The sequence below is a fragment of the Halomonas sp. AOP30-A1-24 genome, from assembly GCF_052378165.1.
Lineage (GTDB): Bacteria > Pseudomonadota > Gammaproteobacteria > Pseudomonadales > Halomonadaceae > Vreelandella > Vreelandella citrativorans.
Map to the genome: position 1 here is coordinate 130,990 of NZ_JBQSXL010000008.1, position 14,919 is coordinate 145,908.

A 14,919-nucleotide genomic window follows, 5' to 3' on the forward strand; every position below is an offset into this window, starting at 1 on the left:
TAAGCCTGTTGCCCGCATTCCATAAGCAATGCTAAGCGGTATATCCGCTAGTCACTGTTTACCGGAGGGTATATGAGCGACCAGGAGTACGACCGCGATGACGACAATCTCGGCTGGCTGGGAGAAGATGTCCCGTCATCTGCTGAGACTGACCATATAGGTGAAGAAGAGCATCATCGCTCCGATGGCGAGCGGACAAACTCGTTGGTTCCTGCCAGTGATATGCTGCCTGAACGCATTTATTTACTGCCCATTCATAACCGCCCTTTTTTCCCCGCCCAGGTTCAGCCACTGGTCATTAATCGTGAACGCTGGGAAGAGACCATGCGTCGCGTAGGCAATACGCCTCATAAAACATTGGGCGTTGCCTTTGTGGGCGAGGGCGGTGTGGAGTCGTTGGGTCACGACGATTTTCCCGAGATTGGCACCGCCGTTAAAGTGCATAAACTAAAGGGCGAGGACCAGCAGATTCAGTTTATTGCCCAAGGCGTGCAGCGTTTTCAAATCAAACGCTGGTTGTCTAAAGAGCCGCCGTATCTCGTTGAAGTTACCTATCCCAAAGAGCCTGTTGATGCGGAAAACGAGGAGACGCGTGCGTATGCCATGGCGATTATTAACGGCATCAAAGAGTTGCTGCCGATTAATCCGCTGTATGGCGAAGAGTTAAAGCACTATCTGAACCGCTTTAGCCCTCATCAGCCAGGCCCCCTTACCGATTTTGCCGCCGCGATTACGTCAGCCAAAGGCCCTGAGCTTCAGGATGTGCTGAATACGTTGCCGGTAGAAGAGCGGATGCACAAGGTGCTGCCACTGCTGCGTAAGGAAATTGAAGTCGCGCAACTGCAAAGCGAGATCAGTGAGCAGGTTAATGCGCAAATGCAGGATCGGCAGCGTGAATTCTTCCTGCGCGAGCAGTTAAAGGTCATTCAGCGTGAGCTGGGTATTTCCAAGGATGACCGCGAAAACGACGTTGATACCTTTAAAGGCCGTTTGGAGTCGCTGGTCGTTCCCGAGCGTGTCCAGAGCCGTATCGATGATGAGCTGAATAAGCTAAGCGTGCTGGAAACCGGGTCACCCGAGTACGGTACGACCCGCAACTACCTGGATTGGCTAACGTCATTGCCCTGGGGGGTCACCAGCCAGGATAAGCTTGACCTAAGCCATGCGCGTGAAGTGTTAAACCGCGATCACGATGGTTTGCAGGACGTGAAAGAACGTATTGTCGAGTTCCTCGCGGAAGGCACATTTAAAGGCGATGTAGGCGGTTCCATCGTACTGCTGGTAGGCCCGCCAGGGGTTGGTAAGACGTCTATTGGCCGCTCTATCGCAGAGGCGCTGGGCCGCGAGTTTTATCGTTTTTCTGTCGGCGGAATGCGCGATGAAGCCGAGATTAAGGGCCATCGCCGTACCTATGTGGGCGCCATGCCCGGTAAGCTGGTGCAGGCATTTAAAGAAGTCGAAGTCGAGAACCCGGTGATCATGCTGGATGAAATCGACAAGCTGGGGCAGTCGTTCCAGGGGGACCCCGCCTCAGCGCTGCTTGAGGTGTTAGACCCTGAGCAGAATGTCGACTTCCTGGACCACTATCTGGATGTCCGGATGGACCTTTCCAAGGTGCTGTTTATCTGCACGGCCAACACGCTGGACTCGATCCCCGGCCCGCTTTTGGACCGCATGGAGCAAATTCGCCTTTCAGGTTATATCGCGGAAGAGAAGCAGGCGATTGCCAAGCACCACCTGTGGCCGAAGCTTCTTAAGCGCAATAACATGCCTAAAAAGCGCATCAACTTAACCGAGGCGGCGTTAAAGCAGGTTATTGAAGGCTACGCCCGTGAGGCTGGCGTTCGGCAACTCGAAAAGCAGCTTCACCGTATTGTACGTAAAGCGGCGGTTAAGCTCCTGGAAGAGGAGATCGAAACCGTCAAGATTTCGGTCAATAACCTGGAGGAGTTTTTGGGAGCGCCTCTTTTCCGTAAGGAAAAAGCCCTCAAAGGCGAAGGCGTGGTGACAGGGCTTGCCTGGACATCAATGGGCGGGGCTACCTTGCCCATTGAAGCGGGTAAAGTTCACGCGCTGGACCGGGGGTTCAAGCTAACCGGTAAGCTTGGCGATGTCATGAAAGAGTCTGCCAACATTGCCTACAGCTACACTCTGGGCCACCTGCGGGAGTATGGCGCCGATACTGACTTCTTTGATTCAGCGTTTGTTCACCTGCATGTGCCCGAGGGCGCAACACCCAAGGATGGCCCTTCGGCGGGTGTCACCATGACCACCGCGCTACTCTCGCTCGCCAAGCATCAGCCCATTACGCGGCCACTGGCAATGACGGGAGAGCTCACCCTGACCGGTCAGGTGCTTCCTGTTGGCGGCATTCGTGAGAAAGTGATTGCTGCCCGGCGTAGCGACATTTTTGAGGTGATACTGCCCGAGGCCAACCGCCGCGATTACGAAGAACTTCCTGATTATCTTAAGAAAGGTATGACGGTACACTTCGCTAACCGCTATAAAGACGTAGCTAACGTTGTCTTTAAGAATTGAAACATACGCCAGGGAAGGGCTGAGCGAGGGTAGATGATTTAAAACATATTTTCTTATCGAACATCGCGAAAAACCTCGTACTTCTAGTGCGAGGATGGATAGCGAGGGGCGCGAGAGCGTCCCTAGTCCGGCCTCGATTGTTGCTCAATATACTGTTTGACCATGCTCAGGGGGGCGCCTCCGACACTTCCCGCAAAGTAGCTTGGACTCCACAGCGAGTTCTTCCGGTAGGCGGGCTGCACCAGTTCAGGGTGTAGTAACTTCATCCGCCGGCTGGATACCCCCTTCAAACTATTCACCAGCTTGGATACCGCCACTTTGGGTGGAAAGTTGACAAGCAAATGGACGTGATCGGTTTCACCGTTGAACTCCTGTAGCTCCGCCTCGAAGTCCCGACACACTCGGTCGAAAAGCAATTCGAGGGAGTTGAGATGCGCGCCGGTGAACACCTTGCCCCGATACTTGGTGACAAAGACCAAATGGGCATGGAGTTTAAAAACGCAGTGTCTTCCTGTTCTGATAGCTTGTTTGGTTTCCATAGACCAAGTATATTCGAAGCCATGAAGCAGACCAAGACCCTCAAGGTTCGAGTGAAGGACAAACACGCCGCCGAGCTTAACCGCATGGCCCGCAGCGTGAATTTTGTTTGGAACTACCTCAACGAACTGTCTTCTCGAGCCATTCGGGAGAAAGGTCTGTTTCTGTCTGCCTACGACATGCATCCCTATACCAAGGGTGCTGGCAAGGACCTCGGCCTGCACAGCCAAACGCTGCAATGCATCGCTGCTGAATACGTTGCCCGCCGCAAGCAGTTCAAAAAGCCCCGCCTGAATTGGCGCAAGTCCGGCGGTGTACGCCGCTCACTTGGCTGGATTCCGGTCAATACCGGCGCGGCCAAGTGGAAGAACGGGCAGGTATTTCACAACGGCACCTACTTCAAGGTGTGGGATAGCTACGGCCTGTCGACATACAAGTTCCGTGCCGGCAGTTTCAATGAAGATAGCCGGGGCCGGTGGTATTTCAATGCTGCGGTCGAGGTGGACGTGCAGCCGACGCTTGGGCAGGGCGCCGTTGGCATCGACCTTGGGCTCAAGGATGTGGCCACCTGTAGCGATGGAGGAAGGCTGGAAAATAGCCGCTTCTACCGCCGCATGGAAGACCAGTTGGCGACAGCCCAACGTGCGCGTAACAAGCGGCGGGTAAAGGCTATTCACGCCAAGATCAAGAACCGTCGCCAGGACGCGCAGCACAAGTTTTCCCGGAAACTCGTCAACCAGTACGGCGAAATCGTCGTGGGCGATGTTTCCTCAACCAAGCTCGCGAAGACCAAGATGGCCAAAAGCGTCTACGACGCTGGCTGGTCACAACTGAAAACGATGCTGGAATATAAATGCGCTCACGCAGGCATCGTCTTCAAGGTCGTTCGCGAAACCAACACCACCCGCGCCTGTTCGTCGTGCGGCTCGCTTAGCGGGCCGCAGGGCGTCAACGGGTTGCGAGTAAGGGGCTGGGAGTGCGTGGAGTGTGGTGTACTCCACGACCGGGACGTGAATGCGGCCCGGAATATCCTCAGCCTCGGGGCAGGACGTTGCCCTCAAGAAGTTGGAATCCCCGTCCTTTAGGGCGGGGAGGACGTCAATCTACGCAATGTACTCAACGGCTTAGCGGGTGCGCGCCACCTGACCTTTCAGATTGCGGCAGGGAACCTGGCGGCCAGCAACAAGCAAACTAGCCACGATGAGCTCGGGGAGCTGCTCTACTCACTGGATACCATGCGCTTTAGTTTGGCCAGTATCGTCACTGATCTGGATAGCCGAGTGTCGATCGTGACCCCGGCCGTTAGGCAGATTGCTGCTGAAAACGAAGAGCTTTCATCACGGACCGAGCAGCAAGCATCATCGCTTCAGCAAACCGCTGCCAGCATGGAAGAGATGACCTCCACCGTGCAGCAGAATACTGAAAACGCGCGTCAGGCAACCGAGCTTGCCATGCAAAATGCCGACAGCACACGCGATACCGGCAAACAGATGGAAGCCCTGGTTGAGCGTATGCAGCGCATTGCCCAAAGCGCAGAAAAAATGACCGAAATGATCAGCGTGATTGATGGCATTGCGTTTCAGACCAACATACTGGCGCTCAATGCCTCTGTCGAAGCGGCCCGCGCGGGCGATCATGGCCGCGGCTTTGCCGTTGTCGCTAGCGAAGTGCGTAATCTAGCGGGGCGGAGCGCGACGGCCTCCCAGGAGATCCGCAAGATGATCGACAGTACTACTCAAGAGGTCAGTGGCGGGCGGAGTGCTGTAGAGCAGGCAGAGCGCGCCATTGAAAATGTGATGCAGCAGGTAAACCGTGTCAGCGTGTTAATGGAATCCATTAGTGCAGCCTCTAATGAGCAGAGCAGCGGTATCGGACAAATTAATTCAGCCGTTGCTGAAATGGACCATGTGACACAGCAAAATGCATCAAAAGTGCAGTCAATCGCGGCGTCAGCCGACAATCTGGCGCTAGAGGCCTTTGAGCTGGCCAACGTGGTCGATGCGTTCCGGTTAAAAGGTTTTCAAGAAGAGAGTGCCAAAGCCGCCCGCGATAAGCTTTCGTTTACGCATAAGGCTCAGCAGAAAACAACCAGGCAGCTGTCCGCCGCCAGTAATGCCGCGCCTAATAAACTCGCCGCCCAGCCTCAGCACGACCAGTGGGAAGAGTTTTAAGCATCTAACGCCTCAACACTCCCTTACGGGATAGATGCCACCCTCCAAGGTGGCATTTTAGAAACGCGTCAGCGGATAAATCTCGTCGGATACTACATCTGGTCTGTGAGCAGCGCTCATGCCACAATCATGGATGCTGGATTCACCTGCCCACCGCCGAGTTGGCAGCGGGCCAAAAAAAAGATGTAGAGGACACTATGCCTGAGTATCGCTCCCGTACGACCACCGCTGGCCGCAATATGGCTGGCGCCCGCGCTTTATGGCGCGCCACGGGTATGAAAGATGACGATTTTCACAAACCTATTATCGCGGTCGCCAACTCGTTTACCCAATTTGTCCCCGGTCACGTCCACCTGAAAGATATGGGCCAACTGGTGGCGCGTGAAATTGAGAAAGCCGGTGGCGTAGCCAAGGAATTCAACACTATTGCCGTCGATGACGGCATCGCGATGGGCCACGATGGCATGCTGTACTCGCTGCCCAGCCGCGACATTATCGCCGACAGCGTTGAGTACATGTGTAACGCGCACTGTGCCGATGCGTTGGTATGTATCTCCAACTGCGACAAGATTACCCCTGGCATGTTGATGGCTGCTATGCGCCTGAATATTCCGGTCGTCTTTGTCTCAGGCGGACCCATGGAAGCCGGCAAAACCAAGCTGTTAAATCATGGCCTGGATTTGGTAGACGCCATGGTAATGGCGGCTGACGACAGCGTGGATGATGAAACGCTGGCCGAAGTTGAGCGTAGCGCTTGTCCCACTTGCGGCAGCTGCTCAGGCATGTTTACCGCCAATTCAATGAACTGTCTGACCGAAGCGCTCGGCCTGGCGCTGCCGGGTAACGGCACTGTGCTGGCGACACACTCGGACCGTCGTCGTCTGTTTGAAAACGCGGGCCACAAGATTGTTGAGCTGGCTAAGCGTTACTACGAAGGCAATGAGACGCACCTGCTGCCTCGCGCGATTGGCTCGAAAGCCGCTTTTCGTAACGCGATGACCCTGGATATCGCCATGGGCGGTTCCACCAATACCATTTTGCACCTGCTGGCGGCCGCGCAAGAAGCGGAAGTCGACTTCACCATGTCGGATATCGATCAGCTTTCCCGTGAAGTGCCTCAACTGTGTAAAGTGGCGCCCAACACCCAGAAGTACCACATTGAAGATGTGCACCGGGCGGGTGGCATCATGGCGATCCTGGGTGAGCTTGATCGCGCGGGCGTGCTGGATACCTCGGTGCCCACGGTTTACGGTGATAGTCTCAAGACCGCGCTGGACGAGTGGGACATCATGCGCTCACCCAGCCCGGAAGTGGTTGAGTTCTTTAAAGCAGGTCCTGGTGGAGTGCCCACCCAGACGGCCTTCTCGCAAAGCACGCGCTGGCCAAGCCTGGACGGTGACCGAGCGACTGGCTGTATCCGTAACCTGGAGCACGCGTTCTCAACCCAGGGCGGCTTGGCCGTGCTTTACGGCAACATCGCGCTGGACGGCTGTGTGGTCAAAACCGCCGGTGTTGATGATTCGATCCTACTGTTTGAAGGCACGGCCCACGTCGTGGAGTCCCAGGACCAGGCGGTCGCCAACGTACTGGATGGCAAGGTAAAAGAGGGTGATGTCGTGGTGATTCGCTACGAAGGCCCTAAAGGCGGTCCCGGCATGCAGGAAATGCTGTATCCAACCTCATACCTTAAATCCAAAGGGCTGGGCAAAGCCTGCGCGCTACTGACCGATGGTCGCTTCTCGGGGGGGACATCCGGTTTGTCCATTGGCCACGTATCGCCGGAAGCGGCAGCGGGCGGTGCAATCGGCCTGGTGGAGCAGGGCGATACCATCATCATTGATATCCCCAATCGCACGATTAACGTCAAGCTTTCCGATGCTGAGCTTACCGCTCGTCGCGAAGCGATGGATGCCAAAGGAAAAGAGGCTTGGAAACCGGTCGAGCAGCGCCCCCGCAAAGTGACGCCTGCGCTAAAGGCCTATGCACTGTTAGCGACGTCCGCTGACAAAGGAGCGGTGCGCGATCTTTCCAAGCTCGATTAAACGTTCGCAAGGAGCATTATGAAAGCAACGATCAATGTGGGCCTGGTAGGTTATGGGTTCGCGAGTAAAACGTTTCATGTACCGCTCATTCAGGCCACGGAAGGCCTGGATTTGGTCGCGGTGTCCTCAAGCGACGCCGCTAAGGTGCAGGCGGATTTGCCTGATGTAGAGGTCGAGAGTGAGGCGCGGGCATTATGCCAGCGTTACGATATTGACCTTATTGTGATTCCTACCCCCAACGATACCCACTTTCAGCTTGCCAAAATGGCACTTTCTGCGGGCAAGCACGTGGTGGTGGATAAACCGTTTACCGTGACGCTGTCAGAAGCCAAGCAGTTAAAATCGCTGGCCGTGGTGAAAGAGCGTTTGATCTCGGTGTTTCATAATCGCCGTTGGGATAGCGATTTTTTAACGGTTAAGGCTTTGCTTGAGACAGGCACGCTAGGACGTGTGACCGGTTTCGAGTCGCGCTTTGATAGGTTCAAACCAGAAGTACGTGACCGCTGGCGCGAGAAAGCCACGGCGGGTGGCGGTCTCTGGTTTGACCTAGGGCCACACCTGCTAGATCAGGCATGTGAGCTGTTCGGGATGCCCAACGCCATTTTGCTGGAGCTGGGTACTCGCCGCGAGGGCGCGCAAGCCGATGACGATTTTCTCGCGCTACTGGCCTACGATGACCGGCGTGTTCAGTTAAGTGCCAGTGCGCTAGTGGCCGAAGCGACACCACGTTTTCGGATACATGGCACGCAAGGCAGCTATATAAAATACGGTCTGGACCCTCAAGAAGATCGCCTGAAAGCAGGGGAGGTGCCTGCTGTTAATTGGGGAGAAGATACCCCAGGCACGTTGACGCTACGCGATGGGGAGGATGAAAAGGCATCACTGACAAGCCATGAGCATCCTACTCAGCCGGGTAACTACCTGGCCTATTACCAAGGAATCGTCGAGGCTCTTCAAGGCCGTGCTGCGCTACCGGTAGATATCGAAGCCGCGCTACGCTCGATGACGCTTTTGGAAGCGGGGCAGGATAGCTACCGCCAACGCCGCTGGATAGCGCTTAAACCCCACTTTTAACCCAACATGAAAGTCAGCACCCGCTTCACGCGGGTGCCTTATTTACTCGTTCCTCGCAAAACGTTACCACGCGCTACGATTCTCGCTGGATTCGAAAATAGCGCAAATTCGTAGCGCGTGGTAAGCGCCAGCGCACCCGCGAGAGCAACGCGAAGCGTTGCCGGGGTTGGGTGGCGGGGTGCAATAGCATAGACATAAGCACGGAGGCACAGCCAAGGCGGCTTGCGCCGCCACCCGCGGGTGCCTTATTTACTCGTTCCTCGCAAAACGTTACCACGCGCTACAATTCTCGCTAGGTCCGAAAATAGCGCAAATTCGTAGCGCGTGGTAAGCGCAGCGCACCCGCGGGAGCAGCGCGCAGCGTTGCTAGGTGATGAAGTGCAAAGCATAGACATAAGCACGGAGGCACAAGCCAAGGCGGCTTGGCGCCGCCACTCGCGGGTGTCTTATTTACTCGTTCCTCGCAAAACGTTACCACGCGCTACGATTCTTGCTGGATTTGAAAGTAGCGCAAATTTGTAGCGCGTGGTAAGCGCAGCGCACCCGCGAGAGCAACGCGAAGCGTTGCTGGGTGATGAGGTACAAAAGCATAAGCACGGAGGCACAAGCCAAGGCGGCTTGCGCCGCCACCCGCGGGAGCAGTGCGAAGCGCTGCCGGGGTTGTGTGGCGGGGTGCAATAGCATAGACATAAACACGGAGGCACAAGCCAAGGCGGCTTGCGCCGCCACCCGCGGGTGCCTTATTTGCTCGTTCCTCGCAAAACGTTACCACGCGCTACGATTCTTGCTGGATTCGAAAGTAGCGCAAATTCGTAGCGCGTGGTAAGCGCAGCGCACCCGCGGGAGCAGTGCGAAGCGCTGCCGGGGTTGTGTGGCGGGGTGCAATAGCATAGACATAAACACGGAGGCACAAGCCAAGGCGGCTTGCGCCGCCACCCGCGGGTGCCTTATTTACTCGTTCCTCGCAAAACGTTACCACGCGCTACAATTCTTGCTGGATCCAAAAATAGCGCAAATTCGTAGCGCGTGGTAAGCGCCAGCGCACCCGCGGGAGCAACACGAAGCGTTGCCAGGTGGTGCGTTACAAAGCATGGATACAGGCACGGCGACAACGCCAAGGCGGCTTGCGCCGCCACTCGCGGGTGCCTTATTTACTCGTTCCTCGCAAAACGTTACCACGCGCTACGATTCTTGCTGGATCCGAAAATAGCGCAAATTCGTAGCGCGTGGTAAGCGCAGCGCACCCGCGAGAGCAACGCGAAGCGTTGCCGGGGTTGGGTGGCGGGGTGCAATAGTACGGAGGCACAAGCCAAGGCGGCTTGCGCCGCCACTCGCGGGTGCCTTATTTACTCGTTCCTCGCAAAACGTTACCACGCGCTACGATTCTTACTGGATTCGAAAATCGGGGCCCGTGCTGAAAGGCGGGGCCGACATTGCCTCACAACAAATCAGCAGCGTCCTGGCGCTTCTCGTCACGTAATTTATCGCGGGCGATATACAGGGCGGCTATGGCACGGGCTTCATGAAAATCGTCGCGTAGCAAAAGGGCAGGCAGCTCTTCGATGGGGTGGGTCTCGACAATAAGCGGCTCTGGCTCATCGCCCGGCAGCCGTTTGGCATACAGGTCGGTCGCGATTAATACCTGCATGCGATGGCGCATATAGTTGGGGGCCAGTGAAAGCTCAACTAAAGGCTCGATGCAGTGAGCACCAAAGCCGCACTCTTCCATCAATTCACGGTTAGCCGCGGTAATAACATCCTCGCCCGGGTCCACCAATCCTTTGGGAAGCGTTAATACGTAGTCTTCAAAACCTGCCGCGTACTCGCGTATCAGCAACACATGGTCAGGGTCAGGCATGGCCACAATCATTACCGCACCACGGTCGGCGCCGGTTAAACGCTCAAACTGGCGCTCCTCGCCGTTCGAGAAGCGTAAATCCAGCGACTCAATATGAAACAAGCGGCTTTTGGCTACGCTCTCACGGGCCAGTATCTGCGGCTTGCGCAGGTAGCCGGCGGGAGAATCAGATGCTGACATAAGGGCCTCCATGGCTGCTAAATAAGGGTTAGGCTACAATAGCACGCTTACTCTTTTAGACTGGAGCGGCAATGATTGATTGGCGCGAAATTGATACCGTGCTGTTGGATATGGACGGTACGCTGCTGGACCTACACTTTGACAGCCACTTCTGGTTGGAGCATCTCCCGCGCCGTTATAGAGAGCTTCATCAGCTTGATGAAGCATCTCAAAATGCACTCCAGCAGCGCATTATGGGCGAACAGGGCACGCTAAACTGGTACAGCCTGGCGTACTGGAGCCGAGAGCTGAATGTCGACGTCGTTGCGCTCAAGCGGGAAGTGCAGCATTTAATTGGTCTACGTAGCGATGCACTCGACTTCTTAGCGTGGCTAAAGCAGGCCCATCCCCGAGTGATATTGGCCACCAACGCTGATAGAGCCAGCCTATCGCTTAAATTGCCGTTAACAGGGTTGGAAAACTACCTGGATGCCATCATCTCCTCTGAAGATGTAGGGGCAGCGAAAGAGGAGCAGGCATTTTGGTTTGCACTGCAAGGCATCGAACCTTTTGACCCGGCCCGTACCCTGTTTATAGACGATAACTCCCGCGTGCTGGAAAGCGCCCGCGAATTTGGCATCCGGCATTTGCTGGGTATTAAACAGCCAGACAGCCAGCGCCCAGAAAAAGAGCTGCAGGAGTTTATCGCTCTGGATCGATTTGCCCAACTGCTGCCAGAAAACGTACCGGGGTAGCAAGGAGAGCGTTAATGAGCGACACCGTTCGCTTGGACAAGTGGTTATGGGCTGCGCGGTTTTTTAAAACCCGCGCGCTCGCTAAAAAAGCCATTGAAGGTGGCAAGGTGCATTATGACGGTGCGCGTGTCAAAACCAGTAAAAATGTCGAGCTGGGGGCGCTTATCCGCGTGCCCCAGGGTTGGGATATTTACGAGGTCGAAGTAATTGAGCTTTCTGACCAGCGTCGCGGTGCGCCTGAAGCCCGAAAACTCTATGCAGAGACCACCGAAAGTGCCGAGCGCCGTGCCCGTGAGGCCGAAGCCCGCAGGCTTACTAATCAAACCATGCAGCACCCCCTCAAACGGCCTGATAAAAAGCAGCGCCGCGATATACAGCGCTTTCAGCGTCAGCCCGGCGAGTAGCCGACGTTTCCTGCCTGGGGCTGCCTTCACAGTTAAGGCAGGCTAGCCCGCCAAGCGCCCACTTTAAGTACCCTTTTACTGCAGGACCTTGTTATGTCTGATCAAATTCAGCGGTTTATGTTTGACCAAACCAACGTACGTGGCGAAATCGTAACGCTAGCCACTGCCTACCACGAAGTGCTCACGCGCCACGCGTATCCGCCCGCCGTCAATGAACTGTTGGGTGAACTGCTGGCCGCTGTCGCGCTACTAACCGATACCATTAAGTTGGACGGCACCTTGAGTATTGAAGTGCGTGGCCAGGGCGTGCTGTCGCTGCTAATGGCGGAGTCCAACCCCGGCGGCGAGCTACGTGCGATTGCGCGTGTGGCACAAGACAGCCACTTGCCCAGCGAGCGAGCAGACTTTCGTGAATTGGTCGGAGAAGGTCAAATTGTCATTACGCTCGACCCGCGTGAAGGCAAGCGCTACCAGGGCATTGTCGCGCTGGATCACGAAACGCTCAGTGGCTGTCTGGAAGCCTATTTTGGCAAATCCGAACAGTTGCCTACGCGCTTGTGGTTAGCGGCAGACGGCGAGCGTGCTGGTGGCCTATTGCTGCAGCGTTTGCCTGATGCCTCGCAAAATCAGGATACTGATGCGTGGGAGCGCAGCGTCGCGTTGGCCGATACGATCAAACCCGAGGAGCTTTTGGGGTTAGAGCAGCGCGAAGTGCTTTATCGCCTTTATCATGAAGAGACGGTTCGGGTCTTTGATCCTAAAGCCCTGCGTTTTGGCTGTACCTGTTCGCGGGAGCGAATGGCGGGAGGATTGATCACGTTAGGCGCTGCTGAACTGCGCGATATTGTGCGTGAAAAAGGCGCTATTGATACGCAATGCCACTTCTGTCACACGAAATATCACTACACTGCGGCTGATGTTGAGACATTATTGGAGAACCCGGATGCACCATCGCCGGTTATTCACTGATTATGTAGTCGTTTATCAAGGCGCTGATTAACGGGGTGTGCTCGCAAAAGGGCAGTAGCGACAACGGTTGTAGCGATTCCACCCTGAAAATAGTTAAAAGCTTACTGCGCTGCAATAAGAAATATTGTGTATTTGTAGTAGTTTAACTACAAAATGTTTGCTCAAAGCCCCCGTTTCCCGGGGGCTTTCTTTTTGCAATAATGCGCCTGACTTCAGCACACCCAGCGCAATGTAATGTTGTTGGGACGACCTTTTTTTGGTGGCGTTAACAGCGCCCGGTAACGAGAGAATGGCCGCAAGGCCCAGGAATCAAAATGACCACGACTCAAGCCGCTCCCCAAGCCCACGTGAATCTTAGCAGCGCCGAATTAATCGAGCGCGCCGTGGCCCGTGGTGAAGGCCGCCTGTCGGCAGATGGCGCTCTGGCGATCAATACTGGCGTACGCACGGGGCGTTCGCCAGCTGACCGCTTTATTGTCGATGAACCGTCAACGCGTGACAGTATTGATTGGGGCAGCGTCAACCGCCCGTTTGATGCCGCTAAATTCGACGCTCTGTGGGCGCGGGTTGAAGAGTATCTAAGCCGTCGTGAGTATTTTGTATCTGAGCTGCACGTGGGGAGTGATTCCACCCACTATCTGCCGGTTCGCGCGACCACTGAAACCGCTTGGCAGAATCTTTTCGGCCGCACCATGTTTGTACGTCCGAGCGCTTACAATCCGGCGGGTAAAGATGAGTGGGTCATTCTCAACGCGGCAGATTTTGAGTGCGAGCCAAGCCGTGATGGCACCAACTCTGACGGCTGCGTAATTATCAATTTCGCCGAGAAAAAAGTGCTGATCGCCGGTATGCGCTACGCAGGCGAAATGAAAAAAGCCATGTTCTCGGTACAGAACTTCCTGCTGCCAGCGTCTGACGTGTTGCCGATGCACTGCTCGGCCAACGTGGGTGAAGATGGCGAAACCTGCCTGTTCTTCGGTCTTTCTGGTACGGGTAAAACCACGCTTTCCGCTGATCCAGCACGTTACCTGATTGGTGATGACGAGCACGCCTGGGGTGACGGTATCGTCTTCAACATGGAAGGTGGTTGCTACGCCAAATGTATCGACCTTTCCGAGAAAAACGAGCCGGTTATCTGGAACGCGATCAAGTTTGGCACCGTGCTTGAAAACGTGGTGCTCAATGACCGCCTCGAGCCTGACTACGCCGACGACAGCCTGACGCAGAACTCGCGTGCCGCGTATCCGCTTGAGCATATTGAAAAGCGCGTGCTGGAAAACCTGGCGGGCGAGCCTAACGCCATCGTCTTTTTGACCTGCGATATGTCGGGTGTGCTGCCGCCGGTGTCGGTGCTTTCAAAAGAAGCCGCGGCGTACCACTTCCTTTCCGGTTACACCGCTAAGGTTGGCTCTACCGAAATGGGCTCTTCAGAAGGCCTGGCCGCTACGTTCTCTACCTGCTTTGGTGCCCCGTTCTTCCCGCGCCCCGCGCGTGAGTACGCGGATCTTCTGATCAAACGTGTTGATAAGAAAGACGCTCAGGTTTACCTGGTCAATACCGGCTGGACGGGCGGCGCGTTTGGGGAAGGCGGTTCACGCTTCTCTATCCCGACGACGCGTGCGATTATCAGTGCGATTCAGTCAGGTGTGTTGCGCGATGTAGAAACCCGCCATATCGAAGGCTTGAACCTTGACGTGCCGGTCGCCGTGCCAGGCGTTGATTCCAGCCTGCTTGACCCGCGCGATACTTGGCAAGACCGCGCTGCCTACGACCAGCACCTGAAAGAGCTGGCGACTAAATTCGTGGATAACTTCAAGAAGTTTGAAGGGGTGAGCGAAGCGATCCTCAAGGCAGGCCCGCAGTTGGGTTGATATTGAGTAGGGTACAAAGCACGTCTTCCAGAAAGCCGCCTCACGTTGAGGCGGCTTTCTGCGTTGATGAACGGCGGGTAAAGAGCAAACCTTTGCTGAATACTGCAATTGTGTTATCGGTATCGCTGTACATTGGGTACTCATTAGTGTGTATTGTTGACATAAGGTTAATCATGATTAAGGTTAAGTATGCCGTTGATGGTCTCTAGAGGTAATAACGTAAAGAGAAATACCGCACAGGGAGATAACGTACGGCGGTAATTGCCTCTATGGGTTTTTAAACGACAGTGCTCTATCAGTTCGATATAACGTATTAGCGAGACCTGTAAAAATCCTTCAGCGGATTCTTTAAACGTAGTTTTTCAAAGACTACTGATTAAAAAAATGCTTAGAAGCAAGGACTAAACGGGACTTGCAGAGAATAAATGAGTATTCCGAGCTGATGTTTAACGCAGTAGTATCAGGCGCAGCCACGCTATCAACGGTAGCTAATGCGCTCAACCGTTCTGGCATGATGATCATGCTTCAGTATGGAAGCAGT

General features: G+C 55.2%; 11 protein-coding genes. 9 read left to right on the top strand and 2 right to left on the bottom strand.

All coding sequences use genetic code 11. The features are described from left to right. The first annotated feature begins 72 nt into the window (after positions 1-72). A complete protein-coding gene (gene lon / locus ACT3TJ_RS06690; protein WP_444665516.1) occupies positions 73-2,538 on the top strand; it encodes an endopeptidase La in 2,466 nt (821 codons plus the stop codon). Positions 2,539-2,660: 122 nt separating this feature from the next. On the opposite strand, the gene tnpA is transcribed toward lon, so the two are convergent. After that, the gene (tnpA, locus tag ACT3TJ_RS06695; RefSeq protein WP_084812773.1) at positions 2,661-3,077 is read right to left on the bottom strand and encodes an IS200/IS605 family transposase; all 417 of its coding nucleotides are present in this window, start codon (positions 3,075-3,077) and stop codon (positions 2,661-2,663) included. On the opposite strand from tnpA, the gene ACT3TJ_RS06700 reads away from it, so the two are divergent. The 4 genes from ACT3TJ_RS06700 to ACT3TJ_RS06715 all read left to right on the top strand — a co-directional run bounded on the left by ACT3TJ_RS06700 (position 2,970) and on the right by ACT3TJ_RS06715 (position 8,362). Beyond that, positions 2,970-4,160, top strand: a complete 1,191-nt coding sequence (locus tag ACT3TJ_RS06700) for an RNA-guided endonuclease InsQ/TnpB family protein (protein WP_444665517.1) — start codon at positions 2,970-2,972, stop codon at positions 4,158-4,160. The two genes, tnpA and ACT3TJ_RS06700, sit on opposite strands and share 108 nt — an antisense overlap. Before the next feature lie 150 nt (positions 4,161-4,310). Next, entirely contained in the window at positions 4,311-5,246 is a 936-nt protein-coding gene (locus tag ACT3TJ_RS06705) for a methyl-accepting chemotaxis protein (RefSeq protein ID WP_444622170.1), read from the top strand. A 197-nt stretch (positions 5,247-5,443) separates the two neighbouring features. Continuing rightward, positions 5,444-7,288: a dihydroxy-acid dehydratase gene (ilvD, locus tag ACT3TJ_RS06710; protein WP_444622169.1), complete on the top strand. Its 1,845-nt coding sequence runs from the start codon at positions 5,444-5,446 to the stop codon at positions 7,286-7,288. Positions 7,289-7,306: 18 nt separating this feature from the next. Further along, positions 7,307-8,362, top strand: a complete 1,056-nt coding sequence (locus ACT3TJ_RS06715) for an oxidoreductase (protein WP_192527979.1) — start codon at positions 7,307-7,309, stop codon at positions 8,360-8,362. A 1,438-nt stretch (positions 8,363-9,800) separates the two neighbouring features. Here the strand turns inward: ACT3TJ_RS06715 and nudE are convergent. Next, positions 9,801-10,400: an ADP compounds hydrolase NudE gene (gene nudE, locus ACT3TJ_RS06720; RefSeq protein ID WP_172116166.1), complete on the bottom strand. Its 600-nt coding sequence runs from the start codon at positions 10,398-10,400 to the stop codon at positions 9,801-9,803. Positions 10,401-10,471: 71 nt separating this feature from the next. On the opposite strand from nudE, the gene yrfG reads away from it, so the two are divergent. The 4 genes from yrfG (at position 10,472) to ACT3TJ_RS06740 (ending at position 14,378) form a co-directional block, all read left to right on the top strand. Beyond that, the gene (gene yrfG / locus ACT3TJ_RS06725; protein ID WP_444665518.1) at positions 10,472-11,134 is read left to right on the top strand and encodes a GMP/IMP nucleotidase; all 663 of its coding nucleotides are present in this window, start codon (positions 10,472-10,474) and stop codon (positions 11,132-11,134) included. Positions 11,135-11,148: 14 nt separating this feature from the next. Further along, a complete protein-coding gene (hslR, locus tag ACT3TJ_RS06730) occupies positions 11,149-11,538 on the top strand; it encodes a ribosome-associated heat shock protein Hsp15 (RefSeq protein WP_444665519.1) in 390 nt (129 codons plus the stop codon). Positions 11,539-11,631: 93 nt separating this feature from the next. Continuing rightward, positions 11,632-12,507, top strand: coding sequence for an Hsp33 family molecular chaperone HslO (hslO, locus tag ACT3TJ_RS06735; RefSeq protein ID WP_444638635.1), 876 nt, complete (start codon positions 11,632-11,634; stop codon positions 12,505-12,507). 314 nt (positions 12,508-12,821) lie between these two features. After that, positions 12,822-14,378: a phosphoenolpyruvate carboxykinase gene (locus ACT3TJ_RS06740; RefSeq protein WP_444665520.1), complete on the top strand. Its 1,557-nt coding sequence runs from the start codon at positions 12,822-12,824 to the stop codon at positions 14,376-14,378. Positions 14,379-14,919: the final 541 nt, after the last annotated feature.

What these genes read in the sequence shown, in the direction of transcription:
- yrfG (WP_444665518.1), top strand. Translation starts at nt 10,472, where the DNA reads ATGATTGATTGGCGCGAAATTGATACCGTGCTGTTGGATATGGACGGT.
- ACT3TJ_RS06740 (WP_444665520.1), top strand. Translation starts at nt 12,822, where the DNA reads ATGACCACGACTCAAGCCGCTCCCCAAGCCCACGTGAATCTTAGCAGC.
- hslR (WP_444665519.1), top strand. Translation starts at nt 11,149, where the DNA reads ATGAGCGACACCGTTCGCTTGGACAAGTGGTTATGGGCTGCGCGGTTT.
- ACT3TJ_RS06705 (WP_444622170.1), top strand. Translation starts at nt 4,311, where the DNA reads ATGCGCTTTAGTTTGGCCAGTATCGTCACTGATCTGGATAGCCGAGTG.
- ACT3TJ_RS06715 (WP_192527979.1), top strand. Translation starts at nt 7,307, where the DNA reads ATGAAAGCAACGATCAATGTGGGCCTGGTAGGTTATGGGTTCGCGAGT.
- nudE (WP_172116166.1), bottom strand. Translation starts at nt 10,400, where the DNA reads ATGTCAGCATCTGATTCTCCCGCCGGCTACCTGCGCAAGCCGCAGATA.
- ilvD (WP_444622169.1), top strand. Translation starts at nt 5,444, where the DNA reads ATGCCTGAGTATCGCTCCCGTACGACCACCGCTGGCCGCAATATGGCT.
- tnpA (WP_084812773.1), bottom strand. Translation starts at nt 3,077, where the DNA reads ATGGAAACCAAACAAGCTATCAGAACAGGAAGACACTGCGTTTTTAAA.
- ACT3TJ_RS06700 (WP_444665517.1), top strand. Translation starts at nt 2,970, where the DNA reads ATGCGCGCCGGTGAACACCTTGCCCCGATACTTGGTGACAAAGACCAA.
- hslO (WP_444638635.1), top strand. Translation starts at nt 11,632, where the DNA reads ATGTCTGATCAAATTCAGCGGTTTATGTTTGACCAAACCAACGTACGT.
- lon (WP_444665516.1), top strand. Translation starts at nt 73, where the DNA reads ATGAGCGACCAGGAGTACGACCGCGATGACGACAATCTCGGCTGGCTG.